General features: G+C 64.9%; 21 protein-coding genes and 1 pseudogene. 13 read left to right on the top strand and 9 right to left on the bottom strand.

From position 1 onward, the window contains the following. Nucleotides 1-2 precede the first annotated feature (2 nt). The 6 genes from DCM79_RS21740 to DCM79_RS21715 all read left to right on the top strand — a co-directional run bounded on the left by DCM79_RS21740 (nt 3) and on the right by DCM79_RS21715 (nt 5,867). A complete protein-coding gene (locus tag DCM79_RS21740) occupies nt 3-464 on the top strand; it encodes a DUF3237 domain-containing protein (protein ID WP_257176272.1) in 462 nt (153 codons plus the stop codon). A gap of 248 nt (nt 465-712) precedes the next feature. Continuing rightward, nucleotides 713-1,522, top strand: a complete 810-nt coding sequence (locus tag DCM79_RS21735) for a crotonase/enoyl-CoA hydratase family protein (RefSeq protein WP_257176271.1) — start codon at nt 713-715, stop codon at nt 1,520-1,522. After that, nucleotides 1,519-3,402: a feruloyl-CoA synthase gene (locus DCM79_RS21730; RefSeq protein ID WP_257176270.1), complete on the top strand. Its 1,884-nt coding sequence runs from the start codon at nt 1,519-1,521 to the stop codon at nt 3,400-3,402. The genes DCM79_RS21735 and DCM79_RS21730 overlap by 4 nt, the downstream gene beginning before the upstream one ends. Nucleotides 3,403-3,427: 25 nt before the next feature. Further along, nucleotides 3,428-4,189 (top strand): SDR family NAD(P)-dependent oxidoreductase, encoded by a 762-nt coding sequence (locus DCM79_RS21725; protein WP_257176269.1) that lies wholly within the window; start codon nt 3,428-3,430, stop codon nt 4,187-4,189. 13 nt (nt 4,190-4,202) lie between these two features. Then, nucleotides 4,203-4,622, top strand: a complete 420-nt coding sequence (locus DCM79_RS21720; protein WP_257176268.1) for a thioesterase family protein — start codon at nt 4,203-4,205, stop codon at nt 4,620-4,622. A 93-nt stretch (nt 4,623-4,715) separates the two neighbouring features. Beyond that, complete coding sequence (locus DCM79_RS21715; protein WP_257176267.1) at nt 4,716-5,867, top strand: ABC transporter substrate-binding protein; 1,152 nt, start codon at nt 4,716-4,718, stop codon at nt 5,865-5,867. A 131-nt stretch (nt 5,868-5,998) separates the two neighbouring features. Here the strand turns inward: DCM79_RS21715 and DCM79_RS21710 are convergent, their stop codons facing one another. Continuing rightward, nucleotides 5,999-6,727: a glutathione S-transferase family protein gene (locus DCM79_RS21710; protein ID WP_257176266.1), complete on the bottom strand. Its 729-nt coding sequence runs from the start codon at nt 6,725-6,727 to the stop codon at nt 5,999-6,001. Nucleotides 6,728-6,763: 36 nt separating this feature from the next. Next, on the bottom strand, nt 6,764-7,024 hold the full coding sequence (locus DCM79_RS21705) for a hypothetical protein (protein ID WP_028138605.1): 261 nt from the start codon (nt 7,022-7,024) through the stop codon (nt 6,764-6,766). Between the two features lie 112 nt (nt 7,025-7,136). Between DCM79_RS21705 and DCM79_RS21700 the strand changes: the two genes are divergently transcribed. Continuing rightward, on the top strand, nt 7,137-7,835 hold the full coding sequence (locus tag DCM79_RS21700; protein WP_212087737.1) for a YafY family protein: 699 nt from the start codon (nt 7,137-7,139) through the stop codon (nt 7,833-7,835). A gap of 5 nt (nt 7,836-7,840) precedes the next feature. Beyond that, nucleotides 7,841-8,164 (top strand): YkgJ family cysteine cluster protein, encoded by a 324-nt coding sequence (locus DCM79_RS21695; RefSeq protein ID WP_257176265.1) that lies wholly within the window; start codon nt 7,841-7,843, stop codon nt 8,162-8,164. On the opposite strand, the gene DCM79_RS21690 is transcribed toward DCM79_RS21695, so the two are convergent. Continuing rightward, nucleotides 8,161-8,559, bottom strand: coding sequence for a hypothetical protein (locus DCM79_RS21690; RefSeq protein WP_257176264.1), 399 nt, complete (start codon nt 8,557-8,559; stop codon nt 8,161-8,163). The genes DCM79_RS21695 and DCM79_RS21690 overlap by 4 nt on opposite strands. A 259-nt stretch (nt 8,560-8,818) precedes the next feature. After that, a complete protein-coding gene (locus DCM79_RS21685; RefSeq protein WP_049820470.1) occupies nt 8,819-9,166 on the bottom strand; it encodes a DUF3307 domain-containing protein in 348 nt (115 codons plus the stop codon). Between the two features lie 416 nt (nt 9,167-9,582). On the opposite strand from DCM79_RS21685, the gene DCM79_RS21680 reads away from it, so the two are divergent. From DCM79_RS21680 to DCM79_RS21670, 3 genes are all read left to right on the top strand, one after another. Then, entirely contained in the window at nt 9,583-11,028 is a 1,446-nt protein-coding gene (locus tag DCM79_RS21680) for a TAXI family TRAP transporter solute-binding subunit (protein WP_257176263.1), read from the top strand. A 149-nt stretch (nt 11,029-11,177) separates the two neighbouring features. Next, complete coding sequence (locus DCM79_RS21675; RefSeq protein WP_028138611.1) at nt 11,178-11,396, top strand: hypothetical protein; 219 nt, start codon at nt 11,178-11,180, stop codon at nt 11,394-11,396. 217 nt (nt 11,397-11,613) lie between these two features. Continuing rightward, entirely contained in the window at nt 11,614-12,399 is a 786-nt protein-coding gene (locus DCM79_RS21670) for an enoyl-CoA hydratase/isomerase family protein (protein WP_257176262.1), read from the top strand. Between the two features lie 84 nt (nt 12,400-12,483). Here DCM79_RS21670 and DCM79_RS21665 read toward each other — a convergent pair whose 3' ends face one another. Continuing rightward, on the bottom strand, nt 12,484-13,128 hold the full coding sequence (locus DCM79_RS21665; protein WP_257176261.1) for a glutathione S-transferase family protein: 645 nt from the start codon (nt 13,126-13,128) through the stop codon (nt 12,484-12,486). A gap of 89 nt (nt 13,129-13,217) precedes the next feature. Between DCM79_RS21665 and DCM79_RS21660 the strand changes: the two are divergent. Both DCM79_RS21660 and DCM79_RS21655 read left to right on the top strand, forming a co-directional pair. Next, nucleotides 13,218-14,237: pseudogene (locus DCM79_RS21660) on the top strand (helix-turn-helix transcriptional regulator). Between the two features lie 98 nt (nt 14,238-14,335). Then, the gene (locus DCM79_RS21655; RefSeq protein WP_028138614.1) at nt 14,336-14,584 is read left to right on the top strand and encodes a hypothetical protein; all 249 of its coding nucleotides are present in this window, start codon (nt 14,336-14,338) and stop codon (nt 14,582-14,584) included. 54 nt (nt 14,585-14,638) lie between these two features. Here DCM79_RS21655 and DCM79_RS21650 read toward each other — a convergent pair whose 3' ends face one another. From DCM79_RS21650 to DCM79_RS21635, 4 genes are all read right to left on the bottom strand, one after another. Continuing rightward, on the bottom strand, nt 14,639-15,871 hold the full coding sequence (locus DCM79_RS21650) for an EAL domain-containing protein (protein ID WP_257176260.1): 1,233 nt from the start codon (nt 15,869-15,871) through the stop codon (nt 14,639-14,641). A 291-nt stretch (nt 15,872-16,162) separates the two neighbouring features. Beyond that, nucleotides 16,163-17,110, bottom strand: coding sequence for a fatty acid desaturase (locus DCM79_RS21645; RefSeq protein WP_257176259.1), 948 nt, complete (start codon nt 17,108-17,110; stop codon nt 16,163-16,165). A gap of 16 nt (nt 17,111-17,126) precedes the next feature. Continuing rightward, nucleotides 17,127-18,143, bottom strand: coding sequence for an alpha/beta fold hydrolase (locus tag DCM79_RS21640; protein WP_257176258.1), 1,017 nt, complete (start codon nt 18,141-18,143; stop codon nt 17,127-17,129). Between the two features lie 138 nt (nt 18,144-18,281). After that, nucleotides 18,282-19,085, bottom strand: a complete 804-nt coding sequence (locus DCM79_RS21635; protein ID WP_257176257.1) for an MBL fold metallo-hydrolase — start codon at nt 19,083-19,085, stop codon at nt 18,282-18,284. Nucleotides 19,086-19,154 lie beyond the last annotated feature (69 nt).

Here is a 19,154-nt window from a genome sequence, read left to right as displayed (position 1 = left end):
CGATGACCACACCCACCCTCCAAACCAAATACGCCTTCACCATCACCGCGCGCATCGGCGACGTCGTCACCGCCGGCGAGACCGGGATCGGCGTTCGTCGCATCATCCCGATCATCGGCGGCGAGGTGACGGGCGCGATCACGGGCAAGGTGCTGCCGTTCGGCGCCGACTTCCAGACCATCCGCCCCAACGAGCTGATCGATCTCGAAGCGAAATACGCCTTCGAGACCGACGGCGGCGCCGTGGTCTATGTCGAGAACAAGGGCATGCGCTTTGGCCCGGTCGAGCTGCTGCAGAAGCTCAAGCGCGGCGAGCCGGTCGATCCCAAGCTGATCTATTTTCGCACCGTGCCGAAATTCGAGACCGGCCACGAGAAATATCGCTGGCTGATGGAGCACATTTTTGTCGGCTCCGCGGCGCGGCACGCGGACCGCGTCGTGATCGACGTGCACCAGGTGCTGTGAGAGCTACTACCTCGTCATTGCGAGCGCAGCGAAGCAATCCAGAGCCCTCCGTGGAGAGTTACTGGATTGCTTCGCTGCGCTCGCAATGACGGAGAGTGTGGCAACAGCAGCGCGTCAAAATGCCCCCGAGCCTCTGGCCGCGGCGTCAGACCCCGGCAACCGATCGCTGCCCGGCGTTGATATCGTCCTGTCCTCCTTGACTCCCCCAGAATTCGTTATACAACATAACTATTCTGACAAGGACGCAAATGACACAGGGAAACGCCGAGACCGCTGCCGCGGGTGGCTCCGGGCTACTCCGGATCGAGAGGGCGGACCGGGTTCTGACCGTGGGTCTGAACCGGCCGGCCAAGCGCAATGCGCTCAACGACGGCATCATCCTGGAAATCGGTGAGTGCTTTGCGTCCCTGCCCGAAGATATCGGCGCCGTCGTCATCCACGGCATCGGCGACCATTTCTCCTCCGGCCTAGACCTCTCCGAGCTGACAGAGCATGACGCGACCGGCGGCCTGCTGCATTCCCAGATGTGGCACCGGGTATTCGACCGCATCCAGTATAGCCGCGTGCCCGTGATCGCGGCCCTGAAGGGCGCCGTGATCGGCGGCGGGCTGGAACTCGCCTGCTCGGCGCATATCCGCGTCGCCGAGCCCTCGACTTATTTCGCGCTGCCGGAAGGACAACGCGGCATCTTCGTCGGCGGCGGCGGCTCGGTGCGGCTGCCGCGGCTGATCGGCGTCGCCCGGATGATGGACATGATGCTGACGGGCCGCGTCTATAGCGCGACCGAAGGCGCGTCCTATGGCTTCGCGCAATATGTGACGGAAGCCGGCAACGCGCTCGGCAAGGCGATGGAGCTTGCGACCAAGGTTGCCTCCAACGCGCCGCTGACCAATTTCGCCGTGCTCCAGGCGTTGCCGATGATCGCGGAGGCCAATCCGCAGACCGGTCTGTTGATGGAATCGCTGATGGCGACCGTCGCGCAGAGCGACAAGGAGGCAAAACGCCGGATCCGTGAATTCCTCGAGCACAAGACCGCGAAGGTAAAGCCGAAGCCATGAGCGCGCAGCCGTCCTCTTCCAGCATGGAGCGCGGCGCGAGTGCCTTCCCGCTGCGGCCCATCTCGTTCGGCGATCCCGCCGTCAACATCGAACGGCGCGACGACGGCACGATCTATCTCAGGCCGAAGCAGCCGCTCGGCGACTATCCCGTCCGCCTCACCGACCGCCTGCATCATTGGGCGGCCACCACGCCGGATCGCGTCTTCATGGCGGAGCGCGAAGGCAGCCGCGGCTGGCGCAAGATCACCTACGCCGAGTTGCTCGTCGCGAGCCGGCACATCGCTTCAAGCCTGATTGCGCGCGGCCTGTCGGCGGAGCGGCCGGTCGTGATCCTCTCCGGCAACTCGATCGACCACGCCCTGCTCGCGTTCGGCGCGTTCTACGCCGGCATTCCGTTCTGCCCGGTATCGCCGGCCTATTCGCTGGTGTCGAAGGACTACGGCAAGCTGTCCTATCTGATGAAGCTGCTGACGCCCGGCCTGGTCTTCGCCGAGGATGCCGACAAGTTCGCCGATGCGCTCGCCGCCAATGTTTCGCTCGGCACCGAGATCGCGGCCTCCTATGGCCGCGTGCCGGGCCGCGACGTCACGCTGCTCGCCGACCTCATGGCGACGCCGACCCGCAGCGATCTCGACGACGTCCATGGCAGGATCGGCCCCGACACGATCGCGAAGTTCCTGCTGACCTCGGGCTCGACCGGCAATCCGAAGGCCGTCATCAACACCCAGCGCATGATCTGCGCCAACCAGGTGATGCTGCGCGAGACGCTCGCTTTCCTGAAGGACGAGCCGCCGGTCATCGTCGACTGGCTGCCCTGGAATCACACCTTCGGCGGCAATCACAATATCGGACTGACGCTCTACAATGGCGGCTCGATGTATCTGGATGCCGGCAAGCCGATGCCCGGCGGCATCGAGGAGACGGTGCGCAATCTCCAGGAAATCTCGCCGACGGTCTATTTCAACGTGCCCAAAGGCTATGAATCGCTGCTGCCCTATTTGCGCGAGGACCAGGGCCTTCGTGCAAAATTCTTTGACCGCCTGCACGCGATGTTTTTCTCGGGCGCGGCGCTCTCGCCGTTCATCTGGGACAGCCTCGACGAGCTCGCGGTGAAGGAAAAAGGCTATCGCGTGCCGATGCTGACCGGGCTGGGCGCGACCGAGACCGCGCCGTTCTTCATGTCGGTCAATCCGCGCACCAGCCGCTCCGGCCATGTCGGTCTGCCCGTTTCGGGCAACGACGCCAAGCTGGTGCCGAACAACGGCAAGCTGGAGGTGCGGGCCAAGGGGCCGAACGTCATGCCCGGCTACTGGCGCCAGCCCGACATCAGCGCGAAGTCCTTCGACGAGGAAGGATTTTACAAGATGGGCGATGCGCTCAAGCCCGCCGATCCCGACGATCTCAACGCCGGCTTCGATTTCGACGGCCGTGTCGGCGAAGACTTCAAGCTTGCCAGCGGCACCTGGGTCAGCGTCGGCCCCTTACGCGCGCGCCTCACCGCCGCCTGCGCACCGCTGGTGCGCGACGTCGTCATCGCCGGCATCAACCGCGACGAGATTTCCGCGCTGGTGGTGCTCGACCTCGACGGTTGCCGGCTGATCAATCCGACGCTGCCGGCCGACGATCTCGTCGTCGCGACGCGCGACCGTCTGGTGCGCGAAGCCTTCCGCGAGCGCCTGACCGGTTTCCTCAGCCAGGCCACGGGATCCTCGACACGCATCACGCGCGCCATCCTGATGGACACGCCGCTGTCGATCGACAAGGGCGAGGTCACCGACAAGGGCTCGATCAACCAGCGCGCCGTGCTGGAGCACCGCACCGAATTGATCGAGGAGCTCTACGCTGCCAATCCATCCAACCGTGTGATATCGGTCGGATAAGAAATCAACGCTACAGGAGAACGCCATGTTGTTGAAGGATCAGGCAGCCATCGTCACCGGCGGCGCATCGGGACTGGGCGCGGCCACCGCGCGAAAGCTGGCGGCCCAGGGGGCCAAGGTCGCGGTGTGCGATCTCAATACCAAGCTTGCCGAGACGGTTGCGGCCGAGATCAAGGGCGTGGCCGTGACCTGCGACGTCTCCGATGCCGCCTCGGCCGAAGCCGCGGTGGCGCAGGCTGCGAAGGCCCACGGTCCGGCGCGCCTGCTGGTCAATTGCGCCGGCATCGGCGTTGCCAAGCGCGTGGTCGGCCGCGACGGCCCGATGGCGCTCGCCGATTTCGACAAGGTGATCAAGGTCAATCTGATCGGCACCTTCAACATGCTGCGCCTTGCCGCCACCGAGATGTCCAAGCTGGAGCCGCAGGCGACCGGCGAGCGCGGCGTCATCATCAACACTGCGTCCGTTGCCGCCTATGACGGCCAGATCGGGCAATCCGCCTATTCGGCGTCCAAGGGCGGCATCGTCGGCATGACGCTGCCGATCGCGCGCGAGCTGGCGCAATTCGGCATCCGCGTGCTCACCATCGCCCCCGGCCTGTTCCTGACGCCGCTGCTCGCGAACCTGCCGCAGGAAGCCCAGGACTCGCTCGCCGCCGCGATCCCGTTCCCGCGCCGGCTCGGCCAAGCCGACGAGTTCGCCGCGCTCGCGCTGCACATGGTCGAGAACGCGTACCTGAACGGCGAGGTGGTGCGCCTCGACGGCTCACTGCGCATGGCGCCGAAGTAAAGGCGAGCGACGCATGTTCGTGAACCGGCGCGAGGTCCAGATCCAGTGGGGCGATTGCGACCCCGCCAACATCGTCTACTACCCGCGCTATTTCGCGATGTTCGACGATTCGACCTCAACCCTGTTCGAGGTCGCCGGCTTCTCCAAGCAGGATCTGGTCCGCAAATACGGCCTGGTGGGCATCCCCATGGTCGACACGCGGGCCACGTTCTACATCCCCTCGACCTATGGCGACTGGATCACCATTGAAACGAAAATCGAGAGCATCAAGCGCTCGAGCTTCGAGGTGAAGCACAACGTCTACAAAGGCGAGACGCTGGCGCTCGAGGGGTTCGAAACCCGCGTGCTGGTCGGCCGCGATCCCGTTAACCCCGACAAGCTGAAATCGGCACCATTCCCGGCGGAAATGGTAGCCAAGTTCACGGGGAGTTAGAGCCTGGAGCTAAATCGCCGCATCACCAAAAGAGGGGGCTGAAATACCCCCCGATTTCTGCTTTCAAAGAAACACGTAAAGGGAGGAAATAGAATGAAACGCTTTTACCTGACTGCCGCGATCGCCGCGGCGACGCTGGCGCTGCCGGCGCTGCCCGCGCTGGCCCAGTCCAGCGAGATCACCATCGGCATCACCACAACCACGACCGGCCCGGGCGCAGCGCTCGGCATTCCCGAGCGCAACGCGCTGGAATTCGTGCCGAAGGAGATCGGCGGCGTGCCGCTGAAGGTGATCGTGCTCGACGACGGCGGCGATCCCACCACCGCGACCACGAACGCCCGCCGCTTCGTGACCGAATCCAAGGCCGACGTCATCATGGGCTCGGCGCTGACGCCGCCGACGATCGCCGTCTCCAACGTCGCCAACGAAGCCGGCATTCCGCATTTCGGCCTGGCGCCGTTCCCGATCACGCCGGAGCGCATGAAGTGGTCGGTCGCAATGCCGCAGCCGATTCCGATCGTCGGCAAGGTGCTGTACGACCACATGAAGGCCAAGGGCGTGAAGACGCTCGGCTATATCGGCTATTCCGACTCCTACGGCGATCTCTGGTTCAACGATCTGAAGGCGCAGGCCGTGCCGATGGGCATGACCATCGTCGACGAGGAGCGTTTCGCCCGTCCCGACACCTCGGTGACCGGACAGGTGCTGAAACTGGTCGCCGCCAATCCCGACGCCATCCTGGTCGGCGCATCCGGCACCGCGGCCGCGCTGCCGCAGACCGAGCTGCGTGAACGCGGCTACAAAGGCCTGATCTACCAGACCCACGGTGCCGCCAGCATGGACTTCATCCGCATCGCCGGCAAAGCGGCGGAAGGCGTGCTGATGGCCTCTGGCCCCGTCATGGCCCCCGAGGAACAGCCGGACAGCGCGCTGACCAAGAAGCCGGGCCTCGCGCTGAACGCGGCCTATGAGGCCAAGTACGGCCCGAACAGCCGCAGCCAGTTCGCCGGCCATTCCTACGATGCGTTCGAGATCCTGAAGCGCGTCGTCCCAGTGGCGCTGAAGACGGCCAAGCCCGGCACGCCGGAATTCCGCGAAGCCATCCGTCAGGCGCTGCTGTCGGAGAAGGACCTCGCGGCAAGCCAGGGTGTCTACAACTTCACCGAAAAGGACCGTTACGGCGTCGACGAACGCGCCCGCATCCTGCTCACGGTGAAGGACGGCAAGTACGCGCTGGTGAAGTAGGCGCCGAGAGTCGAGAGACGACGAGAGCCGGCCCGACGGGCCGGCTCTTTTGTTTTGGCATCTGGTTCGAACTGCTCTGAGGTCGTCATGCCCGGGCTTGTCCCGGCCATGACGGTGTGGCGACATCAGCGCTACGCCGCCTGCCGCAGCGGGGCCCAGGCGAATTCGGGGTAATACGTCTCCATCATGCGGTCGACGAAGGCGGTGAGGTTCGGAAAGGCCTCGGCGCGCTCGCGCAAGATCGATTCGAAGAACGGCGTCAGGACGCCGGCGAGCATACCGAAGGCGGTGGCGTCGACGCCGCAGGGCTTGCTGCCCATCAGGTACGCCTTGTCGCCGAGCTGCACCGAGAGCGCAAACAGCGAGCGCACGGCGAGGTCGACGTCGTCATCGGGGGCGTGGCGGCCGAGGCCGGAGAGCAGATAGTTCTCGGCGACGCGGAACTGCGCATCCTCGCGCAGCTTCTCGCGGTTGTGCTCCGGCGCGCCGTCGAAGAAGTGCGCGGGTCCCTTGGCGAAATTCACCGGATCGACCCAGCGCGCCCCGACCAGCCCCCAGTAGACATGGTGCTCCACCATCCGCTCGAACGCCCAGGCCTGCGCACGCTCGGCCAGCGACAGGCCGGCATCGAAATCGAAGCCGTAGCGACGCTCGATATGGGCGCGGATGAAGGTGGAATCAGCCACCGCCTCACCACCGTCGTCGATGAACGGCAATTGCCCCTTGGGCGAGGCCGGCGGCATCGCCCGCTCCTTCCGGTAGGGTAGTCCCGCCATCTTGAGCTGCACCTCCGTCTTGGTGACGAAGGGGCTGATTTCCGGCAGGCCGAAGCCAGTGCCGAAGCCGTAAAGCGTGATCATGCGAGCTCTCCTGAACCTCTCGAAAGTCGACGGAACCTAGCGACCGGCTGCTGCCACCATGGTGGCAGCAGCCGTGATATGTTCTGCGAAGCGGGCTCCCCGCCAGGCGCGGCCCATCACGTGGCGGACCAGCGCGTCCGCGGCCTGGGTCAGCGAGCGTGCCACCACGCTTGCGAGAGCAAACCGGAGATCGACGGCCATGAGATCGAGCGAAACGAGGCGGCCGAATGCCGATACGGACCACGCCTGTGCCCGCAGCATCGGAATCGCCGGGCCGAAATGGGTTGGAATGATCATGGACAAATCCCCTTCAGTCGATGTGTTGTCCCGGTATAGAACCCCCCTGCTGCCAACATCCTGTCAGCAGCCGCGCGCCGCTTGCTGAAAAACCACCGATAAGAGAATTGTCATGAGACGCGCCGACCGGCTGTTTCAGATCATCCAGGTGCTGAGGCGCACGCGTAAGCCGCTGACGGCGGACGCCATCGCGGCCGAGCTCGAGACCTCGAAGCGCACGATCTATCGCGACATCGCAACGCTGATCGGCCAGCGCGTGCCGATCCGCGGCGAAGCCGGCATGGGCTACATCCTGGAGAAGGGATTTGACCTGCCGCCCTTGATGCTGACGCCCGACGAGATCGAGGCGGCCGTGCTGGGCGCGCAATGGGTCGCCGGCCACGCCGATTCGGCGCTGGCGCGCGCGGCCGAAGATCTGATGGCCAAGATCGCAGACACCGTGCCCGAACGCTTGCGCCCCTTCGTGCTGGAGCCGGCGAGCCGCGCGCGCCCAAGCTGGAACAGGGAGCCGGACCGCCTGGACATGGCGCGCACCCGCACCCAGATCCACGAAGGCAAGAAGATCATGCTGCGCTATCGCGACGAGCAGGGCCGCGCCAGCGAGCGCATGATCTGGCCGATCTCGGTCGGCTATCTCGAAGCGGTGCGGCTGCTTGCCGCCTGGTGCGAGCTGCGCGGCGACTTCCGCAGCTTCCGCACCGACCGGGTCGTCGAGGCGAACTATCTCGACGAGAAATATCCGGAACGTCGCGACGTGCTGCGCGCAAGATGGCGGCAGAGCCTGGTCTGGGGCCCGCCAAAGGACACGTGACGAGGATGCAGGAGAGCTCCCCCATCGATCCGTCGAGCTGCTGCCAGAGTTGCGGCGCGTGCTGCGGCTATTCGGCCAACTGGCCGCGCTTCTCGATCGAGAGCGACGAGGAGCTCGCTGCGATTCCGGAGACGCTGGTCAACGAACGCCAGTCCGGCATGCGCTGCGAGGGCGATCGCTGCTCGGCCCTGCAGGGGGACATCGGAAAAGCCACCGCATGCGGCATCTATGCGGCGCGGCCGGAGGTGTGCCGCACCTGCATGCCGGGCGATGCCGAATGCGCGATGGCGCGGCGGAAGTTCGGATTGCCGTCGATCGCAATCGTTTAGGCAGGAACGGCTTCGCCGATCTCGTCGTCGAGCTCGTCATCGAGCGGGGCGAGCACCGACAGCGGCTTGGTCGACAGCGTGATCGGCTTGCGGCCGCCCGACAGCGACGGCGAGGCTTTCGCCGCGCCCTCCCGCGACAGCGCATAGAGCGTCGAGCCGACACGGCCGCCGTTCTCGATCAGATCGCGCTCGGTGCAGCTCGCTGCGATCACGACCGCCAGCGAATGCAAATGGTTGCGGCGATAGCAGAACAGCGCCAGCCTGGCGCGTGCGTCAGGGGAAACACTCTCAACCAACCTCGGCAGGCCACTCTCGCTGGCGCGGTACATCTCGCCAAGGAGTTCGTCGCGAACCGGGCAGAAATCGCTTTCAAAGGCGTCGCGGCTTGAAAACATTGCAGTTCTCCCTCGTGTGAGGAAGATGCAGCGCAATTCTCTAATGAAAGGTTAACCACGCCGGCCGGTAGTCACCCGGGGTGCTTGCGCCTGTGGACGAATCAGGAGCCGCAGGAAGAAGCTCGTGAGGAGCTGCGTAGCCCGGATGGAGCGCAAGCGTAATCCGGGGCCAGACTAACCGCATCGCTCGGTTGCGCCGTCTGGAACGAATCCCGGATTGCGCTTCGCTCCATCCGGGCTACGGGATCAATCGCTGGTCTCAGTTCGCCGCCATGAAGATGGAAAGGCCGAAGCCGGTCAGATGATGCAGCGCCTGGTCGACGCCGATCAGGGTCCAGAACCAGGGATGCGCCAGGTCGACCCCGAAATTCGCCGAGACGAACCCCTTGGCGCGGTCGATCGTGATGTGGATCACGAAGTCGATGAAGGCCACGAACCAGAATTTCGGCGCCACGATCAGGATCAGCGGCAGTGCAACCGCAAGGTGAACGAGGCAGTGCACCAGAAGCGGCAGGGCCCAGCCGTGCTTCTGGTCCTTGCCATGCGCCATCCAGGCGGTCTGGAGGACGAAGTCGGCGATGATGTGCTTGAAAGTGAGCAGCAACATCCAGCCAATGAGCGCTTCGACCGGAACCGCCGATGACATGGGTGGAAACGACAAGGCTGACGCCCTCATTGACGTGACAAGGAAAATTGGAGCGTTCAGCGCAACTTATTATTGGACCAGGTCTGGACCGGTCAAATCGCCGGAAGGCGCGATTTATGACATCTCCCGCGGCGGAATGCAGCCGGGGGAACCGGAAATTCGCCAAGTGTGGCTAACCGGGCATAGGGGCGAGCCATGGCCGCGGAAGCCCCGCGTAAGGTTACCTTCGGCTCGAAATTTGCTTTCCGTGACCTTCGCGCTATCATCCCAGATAGAGAATACCGTTCTTTTTTCAGACGTTTACAAATTTTAGGGCGCGCCCCGCGATCGCATCCGCGAGCTGCCCACCACCGAGACAATAAGGCCAGAGTGCTGCCATGAGTACTGAAGGCCCGATTTCGTCACTTGCCGAACCGCCGCCCCGGCGCCCCAAGGTGATCAAGACCAATCAGCAGCAGGTCTTCCTCTACGTCGTGCTGACCCTGCTGTTGTCGCTGGCCACCGTCTGGGCCGGCCGCGCGATGCTGCACAATTCGGAAACGCTGACCTTTGCCGTCGGCGCCCCCAACAGCGACGAGGCGCTGTTCGCGGCCAAGCTCGCCACGGTGCTGACGTCCAACGCCTCGCGCTTGCGCATCAAGATCGTCAACAACGCCGACAGCACCAAGGCGCTCGCACAATTCGACCGCAAGCAGGCCGACCTCGCCGTCCTGCGCACCGACGCCAAGGTCCCGCTGCGGGCGCGCACGCTCGCGATCCTCGAGCACGATCTCGTGCTCCTGCTCGGCCCCGGCAACAGGAAGATCAAATCGATCGCCGAGCTGAAGAAGAAGAAGGTCGCCGTTCTCGCCGAGAGCGAATCCTCCCTCGCCTTCGTGCGCAGCATTCTCGACATCCCCGACGGTCCGGACGCGGCGAAGATCCAGATGGCGCCGCAGGGCGCAACGCTCGACAAGCTGTTCGCACCGGCAAGCGGCTTTGGCGCGGTCGTCGCCATCGTCCATGCCTCCAGGGCGGTGCGGGACAAGACCTATGAGCAGGTCGCCAAGCGCGGCGGCTTCACGCTCAACGCGATCGACGAGGCCAAGGCGCTGGCGCGCAGGCTTCCCGGCATTTCCAGCGAGACGCTGACGGCAGGCACGCTGTCGACATCCCCGCAAATTCCCGATGACGACCTCGACACGATCGGGCTGGAATGGCTGCTGGTGGCGCAATCCAGGATGTCCCCGAGCACGGGAGGCGAGCTCGCCCGCATCGTCTACGAGAACAAATCCGCGCTCGGGCTCGACAACGGCTTTGCCACCAGGATCGAGCCGGCCTCTGTCGAGAAGGACGCCTTCGTGATGGCGCACCAGGGCGCGGCCGATTACATCAACGACGACACCAAGTCGTTCATGGATAAGTACAGCGACTTGATGTATGTGGGCGCCGCCGCGCTCAGCGTCATCGGCTCGATCTTCGCCGCGATCTACGCCAAGATCACCCGCATCGCGCCGGAGAAGGCCAGCGAACTCTCCACCGCCATCCTCGACATCGGCGAGCGGATCGAGCACGCCCACTCGCTGGATCAGCTCGAATGTCTTCAGGACGAGCTCGAGGGCATCCTGCGCGGCGCCGTCATCGGACTGCGAGACGGCACGATCAGTACCGATGGGCTCGACACCTTCAAGCTGGGCTACGAGTTCGTCCGCGACGAGATCGGCATGCGCCGCGACTATCTGAAACGTCATGCCAGCGAGACCGAGACGTCGGCGCCGGGCACCGGGCCCGCCCCGCACGACGACAGCAATGTCGTGGTCGTCAAGACCGCCCAGAGCGCCTGAGCAGCCGGGTCGTTCGAGGCCGCCGCTGCAGCGCATCACGACGTGCTGCATTGCGTCCGGGTGCGCGGCTGGGGCTGGGACCTCCGCCCTGTCGGTAGGAACTAGCGCGATCTGCAACCGTTGGTTCCGTTGCAACCGGAAACCTCCGCATGCGTGCACTCCTCATCATCCTCCTCCTGGGAATGCTGGCGGCGGCCGGCTACTTCGCCTATTCCGCAATAGCGGTCGAAGGCGAGCCGATTCCGACGGAAGGCTATGTGGCGCTGGCGCTGGGCGCGGGGTTTTCCATCATCGTCGGCGTCGGGCTGATGGTGCTGCTGTTCTTCAGCAGCCGTCGCGGTTACGACGAGCCGCCGCATTTCAGGTAGACCCCATGACCAAGGCGGCCTGCGCCGCGGTCACCATCAGCGTGCTCGGCAGGTCTTGCTGTCGGACCGGCGGCGTGCTCTGGGTGCTCGACGCGGTGCCGCACGTTCCGGGCCTGCGACAGCTTCGAGATGGCACGGCATCCCGATCTCGCTAAGACCGGCGGCGACGCCGAGGCGAAACGCCGCGCCCTCCAAAACAGGTACGATGGAGACAAGAATGTCGGACGTCACCGACGCAGCGACCAGCCCCCTGCTCCAATGCGACGGCGCACGCGCCACCATCCGCCTCAACCGGCCGAAGCATCTCAACCGGCTCCAGGCGGAAGACCTCGACGAACTGGTCAGGCTGTTCGACCTGATCGAGGCCGATCCAGCCATCCGCGTGCTGGTGCTGACCGGCACCGGCCGCGCCTTCTCCGCCGGGTATGACCTCAACTCGGTCGCCGAGCGCGCCGTCAGCGCAAACGAGCAGCAGAGCGCGGGCTCTGCCTTCGAACTCGTCGTCAACCGGCTGGAGGATCTCGGCGTGCCGACGATCTGCCGGCTCAACGGCGGCGTCTATGGCGGCTCGACCGATCTCGCGCTCGCCTGCGATTTCCGCATCGGCGTCGACACCGCCGAGATGTTCATGCCGGCGGCTCGGCTCGGGCTGCATTATTATCGGAGCGGCATCAAGCGCTACGTCACCCGGCTCGGCATCGACAACGCGAAGCGACTGTTCCTGACCGCGCAAAAGATCAGTGCCCCGGAGATGCTGCGGATCGGCTATCTCACCGCGATGGTGCCGGTGGAGTACCTGGACGAGGAGGTCGACCAACTCGCGACGGTTCTCGCCGGCAACGCGCCGCAGGCGATGGCCGGCATGAAGCGCGCCATCAACGAATTCGCCCGCGGCGAGCTCGATGATCGCGCCGCCGACCAGCGCCACCGCGACAGCATGCGCGGCGAGGAGATCAAGGAAGGCATCAAGGCGTTCGCAGAGAAGAGAGCGCCGCGGTTTTGAGGGAGCCAAACCCTCCGCTGTAGTCCCGGACAAGCGCGCCTCAAGCGCGCGTCCCGGGAGGACAGCGGAGGTTGGCTTAACAGCTTAGCTCGGAATCGCCTTGGCATGCTGCGCGGCCATCTCCTCATCCGCCGCGTTGATGCGCTGGAATGTCGGTCGCGAGGTCATGCGCTCGGCGTAGCGGACGAAGACGTCCTTCTTCGGGACGATGCCGAACATCATGGTCCAGCTGAACGCGACGCCCCACAACACATCGGCGGCTGTCATACGCTCGCCGAGCAGATACGGCCCCCTCGACAGCTGCGCTTCGAGCGCGCCGAGCATGGTGTCGTAGTCGGCATAGGGCGACTGCGTGATGGGCGCCGGCTCGCGCTGCATGAACTTGTCGATCAGCGCCGGCTCGAAGGATGAGCCGTAATAGGCGATCCAGCGTAGATATGGGCCGCGCAGAGGATCGTTCAGCGCAGGTGTCAGACCCGCCTGCGGGAAGAGATCAGCGAGATAGATGGTGATCGCGACCTGCTCGGTCACCAGGGCCTCGCCGTGGCGGATCGCCGGGACCTTGCCGAGCGGATTGATGGCGAGATAGGCCGGCTTCCGCTGCTCGCCGGCCTTCATGTTGAGGACGTGGAGATCATAGGGCGCGCCCAGCTCCTCCAGCAGCACCCGCGTGCCGGTGGCGCGGCTTTGCGGCGAGTAATACAGCGTGATGCGGTTCGGATCGGTCATGGCAGGCTCTCCCGGGGCGCTCTCTGGCAAGGCGCATCTTGTAGAGACCCATACCTGACATCCCCTGTCAGGTATGGTTTAAGGAAATCATGCGCGCGAGCCGGATGCTGTCGATCCTCACCATCCTCCAAGCCAGGGGGCAGGTCACCGCGCCCGAGCTTGCGAAGTCCTGCGAGGTCTCGGTGCGCACGATCTATCGCGACATCGACGCGCTCGCGGCGTCGGGCGTGCCCGTCTACGCCGACCGCGGCGCAGAGGGCGGTTACCGCCTGCTCGACGGCTACCGCGTGCGACTGAACGGCCTGTCGCAGAGCGAGGCCGGCGCGCTGTTCCTGACCGGATTGCCCGGTCCTGCGGCGGCCCTCGGCCTCGATGCGGCGATGATCGCCGCGCAGAACAAGCTGATGGCGGCGCTGCCCGCCCATCTGCGCGAGGACGCCAATCGTATGCAGGAGCGCTTTCACCTGGATGCGCCGGGCTGGTTTGGCGAGGCGGAAGAACCGAAACATCTACGCACGATTGCCGGCGCGGTGCTGCGCGGGACATTGATAAAAATCCGCTACCAGAGCTGGCGTTCCGAGAAGCAGCGCCGCCTCGCGCCGCTCGGCCTCGTGCTGAAGGGCGGGAACTGGTACCTCGCGGGCCAGGTCGACGCTAGCGTGCGCACCTATCGTGTCGCGCGCGTGCTCGACTGCGCGGCGCTCGACGAGAACTTCGAGCGCCCCACCGATTTCGACCTTGCCGCCTATTGACAGGCCGCGACACTTCGCCTCGAGGCCGAGATGCATCCCAATGTCGCGGTGGTGCGGCTGTCGCCGTTCGGCGTCAAGCTGCTCGACGCATTGAGCCAGCCTTACGTCAAGGCGCGTACGCAGCTCGCAGAGACCGGCGATGCCGACGGCTGGCGCATTGCGCGCGTGCCTGTCGGCAAGACATCCTGGCACGCCGCGGCCGAATTATTGCGGCTCGGCCCCGAGGCCGAAGTGCTGGAGCCCGCCGATCTCCGCGACAAGATGACGGAACTGACGCGGGCGATGGCCGCGCGCTACCGCGCGGCGCGGAAAACATCACACCGGCACATTACGCCGCAGGCCACGAAACAATCCTGAAACACGATTCTCCTGATCCCGCGTGAACGCGATCGCATCTCGGCCCGACCGAGATGCAGGGACACAACAACGGCCCTAGCACCAAATGGAGAATGAAGATGTTTCGTAAGCTTGCTCTCGGTCTGATCGCCGCCGGTTCGCTCGGCGTTGCCGCTCTGGCCCCGACCGCCGCTTCGGCCGGCGGCTTCCATCACCATCACGGTCATCACCACTGGGGTCCCGGCTGGGGCTTCGGCGGAATCTACCTCAACACCGGCGTCAGCAATTGCTACCAGGAACGCCTGGTCCGGACCCGTCACGGCCTGCGCGTGCGCGTCGTCAATGTCTGCGCCTACGGGATCTACTGAGCCGCCTGCATCTGTTGACGAATCCCGGTCGCCCGGCGACCGGGGTTCGCCATCTCAGCCTGCGAGAGCAACCGGCGTCGCCGATGCCCCGTGCCCGTCGGCGAGAGCATTGCGCGCGGAGATCCACCGTTCGGCGCGCGATCGCCGCAGCGAGGGCGCAAAGAAAAAGCCCTGGGCGACATCGCAGCCGATCCGGCGGATGATCTCGAGCGCTTCGGAGCTCTCGACGCCCTCGGCCACGACCTTCATGTTGAACGCCTTCGCCAGCGCCACCGAGGCATCGACGATCTTCATCATGTCATCGTCGGATTCGCAGCCCTTGATGAACGACTGGTCGATCTTCAGCTCGCTGAACGGCAGCCGCGCCAGGGCCGCGAGCGACGAATAGCCGGTGCCGAAATCGTCGATGGCCGTCCCGATCTTCTTGAGCCGCAACCGCACCAGGATGTCGTTGGCACGTTCGACGTCCGCCATGGCCGAAGTCTCGGTGATCTCCACCGTCAGCGAGGTCGGCGAGATGTTCTCGCGGCGCAGGATCTCCTCGATGCGGTCGGGCAAGGCCAGATCGGACATCAGCGAGCCCGAAATGTTGACGGCAATGGTGAAGCCGGGATTGCGCTCGATCAGCTTGCGGCCCTGCGACATCGCCGATGACAGGATGCAATCGGTCACCTCGCGCATGAGGTCGGCCTCCTCGGCGATCGGAATGAAGACCATGGGCGAGACCATGCCGAATTCGGCGGTGCGCCAGCGTGCGAGCGCCTCGGCGCCGACGACCCTTCCGGTCTCAAGCGATATCTTCGGCTGAAACTCGACGAAGAATTCGCGATCGGCGAGGCCGCGCATGATTCTCGCCGGCGTGATCGGGAGTTGCGGCGAGGTCGATGCCGCGGCCAGCGGCGCACGCCGCGGAGATTCGAGTGCGCTGCGCAAGCGGTTCAGATCGAGCGGCTTTGTCAGGCATCCGCCGACCGACAGCTTCAACCCGTTCGCGACCCGTCGCGTGGCCTTCATGATACGATCGTCGCAGCCGCTGATGATGACGATCGACATCTCGCGGAGGCCTCGCTCGGCGACGAAGTGCAACAGCTCCACCCCGTCCCGCTCTCCGAGCGACAGGTCGAGCGCCATGATCTCGAAGGCCTCGCGGCCCAGCAGCTCGGTTGCGGCCTCATAGGAGGACGCAACGACCGTCTCGTAGCCGAGTTTCGCCCCGATCTTGCCGATCAGGACTCGCTGCACCAGGTCGTCGTCGACCACCAGAAGACGGCCTCTCGTCGCGCTCATCACCAAACTCTCCAGACGTCGGCGGCGTTGATGACCCCAACGCTTACAGCAGCGGTCTCGCCTGGTCATGAATACAACACGGCTAAAACTTTCCCGATCCGGAGGGATTCGTTAGGCATCTTCTTCGAGGCGCCAAGCGATTGATTTTGATCAGATTTATGCCGAGCGCGACGGCACGGTACCGGAATGCTCCGGGCCATCGAGCAAGTGCATGAACACGTCGTAAAGCTCGCTATCGGAAGCCGGCAAACCCACGACAAACTACGGGAAACTCCATCGGCGCTCGTCCGCCTAGCCGGCCTGCCGCTGCCGGCGAAACCAGGTCCAGGTCTCGCGCGTCGTTCGGATGTAGCCGTGGCCGCGATGGACGATCTCGTCGTCGACGATTGCGTTCAGCTTCGGCAGCGCGTGAAACGGGATCGAGGGATAGGCGTGGTGCTCGACATGGTAAGGCATGTTCCACGCGAACCATTTGACGAACGCGGCGGTGTAGGTGGTGCGCGTGTTCTCAAAGGCGCTGCGGGTGCGCTCGCAGCCGGTGTGCTCGGCATAGAGATAGGGCCGCAGGAAGAACTGCCCGATGATGAGCGGGACGATCCAGACCCAGAGCAGTAGCGCCGACGTGAACCACAGCGAGAGCGCCAGCAGCAGAGCATAGAGCGCGACATAGACCCGCGCCTCTCTGACGATGACGGCGCGCTTGCTCTCGGGGATCCACGGCACGGTGACGTTGCCGGTGATCGCGTGACCGAGCATCAGCCGGAGACGGCCGGCGACCTGGAGCAGGCCGCTATAGGCGATCGCGAGCTGCGTGTCGGATGTCGGTTTCACCCCGACGATCAGCTCGGGATCCTTGTCAGGATCCTGGGTATAGCGGTGATGGTCCCAGTGAAACAGGCAGTAATATTCGTAAGGCAATCCGATGATGAAGGCTGAGACGTGGCCCACGGCTAGATTGAGGCCGCGACTCCTGAACGCGGTCTTGTGCGCGGTCTCGTGCACCGCCATGAACAGGAAGGCCACGACATAACCCTGCAACGCCATCAACGGCAACGCCCAGAGCACGCCCCATCTCGAGGAAACCACAGCGATCGCCGCGCCCACCAGCAGGATCGCGCCATAATGGCCAGTGGTCTGCATAGCGCCCTTGAGATCGGAGCGGACCGACAGATCGCGCAGCATCGCCGGCGTCAGCGGCTTCAGGCGGTGGCCGGGCTCTGAAACGGTCGTGTCTGTCATGATCGAAATGCCTGTCCTACTTGCCGAGAAGCGCCACGACCTCGGCCTTGAGGAAAGCAAGGTCGCGCGGATTGTTGACTGGGTTGCCGGCGCGATGGCCGTGCAGCGACGGAATCGGATGCAGCACGGCCGATTTCGCGTTCACCAGCCGGCCGAGCTCATCCTCGTTGTCGCGGGCGTCGAAATAGCGATCGGTCGCGCCCGGCATCAGCAGCATGTGGGCCTTGACGGCCGCCAGCGCGCGATCGATATCGCCTGCGAACCTCGCGCAGCGGCTGATATCGCCGTTCTGCCAGATGCCGATCTGCGTCAGAAGATCATTGGCGTCGCGCCGGGCAAATGTCGCGTCCCAGGTGCGGACGAGATAATCCTCCAGCGAGGTGAAGCCCGCCTCGCGCCAGAGCTCGTCGCGATAAAAGCCGTGCGACATCGCCCAGCCGGCATAGACGCGGCCCATGGCGCGATAGCCGGCGACCGGCTTCTCGGCGAAGCGGCCGTCGCGGAAGGCGGGATCGGCGGTGAGCGCGGCCTTCACGCCTTCGAGGAAGACGTAATTGTAGGGTGCGCAACGCGCACTGCCGCAGACCACGGCCGCGCGCGCGACCATGTCGGGATGCAGCGCCGCCCAATGATAGGCCTGCATGCCACCCATCGACCAGCCGTAGACGAGGGCCAGCTTCGAAATGCCAAGGCGCTCGGTGAGAAGCCGGTGCTGGACCGCGACGGCATCGTGATAGCTCACCTCGGGAAATGGCGCGGGGGTATTCGACGGCGAGGATGACAGGCCGTTGCCCAAGAGGTTCGGGATGACGATGAAGTAGCGCGTGGGGTCCAGCACACCATCGGGCCCGATCAGCCATTCGGTGTCGATGTGCTGCGCGCTGAACGAGGTCGGATAGAGGATGACGTTGTCCCTGGTCGGGGTCAGCGTGCCATAGGTCTTGTAGGCGAGCTTCAGCGCGGGGAAGACGGCTCCGGATTGCAGCGTGACATCGCCGGCGTCGAAAATCTCGTAATCCTGCGGCCCCGTCATGCGTCCAACTCCCGCTCACGCGGCCACAGCGTGCCGCGACTTGCACGATGCATCGATCATGCCGGACCGCATCTGCATCATTGCAGTCTATACTGTACTTATAGTACAGTTATTCGAGACAAGCAAGATAGATCCGGCTCAGGCGATCGCCGCCAGATAGCGCGCGACCGACGCCGCGAAGGCGGCCTTGGCGCCGGCGGCGATGTTGCGCCCCCACCACGCGCCATAGATGCGATCGAAGGCGAGCGGCTCGACGGCTGCCGCGATCCGCCGCACCGCGGCTGCATTGAGCGGCAAGTAGTTGGGATAGGAGTACATGAAGCTGACGAAGCGGCGGTCCATCGTCACCTGGGCGATGTCGCCGGTGAGCAGCGCCCCCCTGCCGTCCGCACTGCGCGCCGAGTGCAGCATGGTGGCGCCGGCGAAATGACCGCCGGTTCGCAGCAGCAGCACATCGTCGGAGATCCGATGGCTTTCGCCGGTCCAGTGCACGATCGAAGAATGCGGTCGCGTGACGAAAGCGCGATCGTCCGCGTGCAGATAGACCGGCACGCCGCCAAAGGTGTCGCTCCAGTCGGCGACCGCGCCGTAATAGTGCGGGTGCGAGATCGCGATTGCCTTCAGTCCGCCGAGCGCTGCGACGTATTGGATGGCTTCATCGGTAGCGAGTGGAATGCAATCCCACATCACGCAGCCGTCGCCTTGAGGCACCAGCAGCGCGCGCTGCCCGATGGCGAAGCTCGGTTCCAGGCCGATCCCGGTGAGGCCAAGATCGTCGCGGCCCACCACGCGGTGCTCCCGCGCCAGCTGCTCGCGCGTGAGAAAGGTCTGTCCGTTCCAGTTCACGAACTGCCGCTCGTCCTCGCAGATCACGCAGGAGGCGGGCGGATTTCCGCCGCTCGGGAATTGCGCGCCGCAGGTTTCGCAGGTCCAGAGAGGCATGGCTCGAGCTCCGTAGCAGACCGCAGGATGACATTGCGAACGAGCTTTCGGCAAGGCCGGTGAGCATCA

It is taken from the genome of Bradyrhizobium sp. WBOS07 (assembly GCF_024585165.1).
GTDB classification, from domain to species: Bacteria; Pseudomonadota; Alphaproteobacteria; order Rhizobiales; family Xanthobacteraceae; genus Bradyrhizobium; species Bradyrhizobium japonicum_B.
The sequence above is the reverse complement of the archived record's forward strand: the minus strand, read 5'-3'. Positions and strand labels throughout refer to the sequence as shown.

Coding starts and splice junctions, on each gene's coding strand:
- DCM79_RS21740 (WP_257176272.1), top strand. CDS start 3: ATGACCACACCCACCCTCCAAACCAAATACGCCTTCACCATCACCGCG.
- DCM79_RS21735 (WP_257176271.1), top strand. CDS start 713: ATGACACAGGGAAACGCCGAGACCGCTGCCGCGGGTGGCTCCGGGCTA.
- DCM79_RS21730 (WP_257176270.1), top strand. CDS start 1,519: ATGAGCGCGCAGCCGTCCTCTTCCAGCATGGAGCGCGGCGCGAGTGCC.
- DCM79_RS21725 (WP_257176269.1), top strand. CDS start 3,428: ATGTTGTTGAAGGATCAGGCAGCCATCGTCACCGGCGGCGCATCGGGA.
- DCM79_RS21720 (WP_257176268.1), top strand. CDS start 4,203: ATGTTCGTGAACCGGCGCGAGGTCCAGATCCAGTGGGGCGATTGCGAC.
- DCM79_RS21715 (WP_257176267.1), top strand. CDS start 4,716: ATGAAACGCTTTTACCTGACTGCCGCGATCGCCGCGGCGACGCTGGCG.
- DCM79_RS21710 (WP_257176266.1), bottom strand. CDS start 6,727: ATGATCACGCTTTACGGCTTCGGCACTGGCTTCGGCCTGCCGGAAATC.
- DCM79_RS21705 (WP_028138605.1), bottom strand. CDS start 7,024: ATGATCATTCCAACCCATTTCGGCCCGGCGATTCCGATGCTGCGGGCA.
- DCM79_RS21700 (WP_212087737.1), top strand. CDS start 7,137: ATGAGACGCGCCGACCGGCTGTTTCAGATCATCCAGGTGCTGAGGCGC.
- DCM79_RS21695 (WP_257176265.1), top strand. CDS start 7,841: ATGCAGGAGAGCTCCCCCATCGATCCGTCGAGCTGCTGCCAGAGTTGC.
- DCM79_RS21690 (WP_257176264.1), bottom strand. CDS start 8,559: ATGTTTTCAAGCCGCGACGCCTTTGAAAGCGATTTCTGCCCGGTTCGC.
- DCM79_RS21685 (WP_049820470.1), bottom strand. CDS start 9,166: ATGTTGCTGCTCACTTTCAAGCACATCATCGCCGACTTCGTCCTCCAG.
- DCM79_RS21680 (WP_257176263.1), top strand. CDS start 9,583: ATGAGTACTGAAGGCCCGATTTCGTCACTTGCCGAACCGCCGCCCCGG.
- DCM79_RS21675 (WP_028138611.1), top strand. CDS start 11,178: ATGCGTGCACTCCTCATCATCCTCCTCCTGGGAATGCTGGCGGCGGCC.
- DCM79_RS21670 (WP_257176262.1), top strand. CDS start 11,614: ATGTCGGACGTCACCGACGCAGCGACCAGCCCCCTGCTCCAATGCGAC.
- DCM79_RS21665 (WP_257176261.1), bottom strand. CDS start 13,128: ATGACCGATCCGAACCGCATCACGCTGTATTACTCGCCGCAAAGCCGC.
- DCM79_RS21655 (WP_028138614.1), top strand. CDS start 14,336: ATGTTTCGTAAGCTTGCTCTCGGTCTGATCGCCGCCGGTTCGCTCGGC.
- DCM79_RS21650 (WP_257176260.1), bottom strand. CDS start 15,871: ATGAGCGCGACGAGAGGCCGTCTTCTGGTGGTCGACGACGACCTGGTG.
- DCM79_RS21645 (WP_257176259.1), bottom strand. CDS start 17,110: ATGACAGACACGACCGTTTCAGAGCCCGGCCACCGCCTGAAGCCGCTG.
- DCM79_RS21640 (WP_257176258.1), bottom strand. CDS start 18,143: ATGACGGGGCCGCAGGATTACGAGATTTTCGACGCCGGCGATGTCACG.
- DCM79_RS21635 (WP_257176257.1), bottom strand. CDS start 19,085: ATGCCTCTCTGGACCTGCGAAACCTGCGGCGCGCAATTCCCGAGCGGC.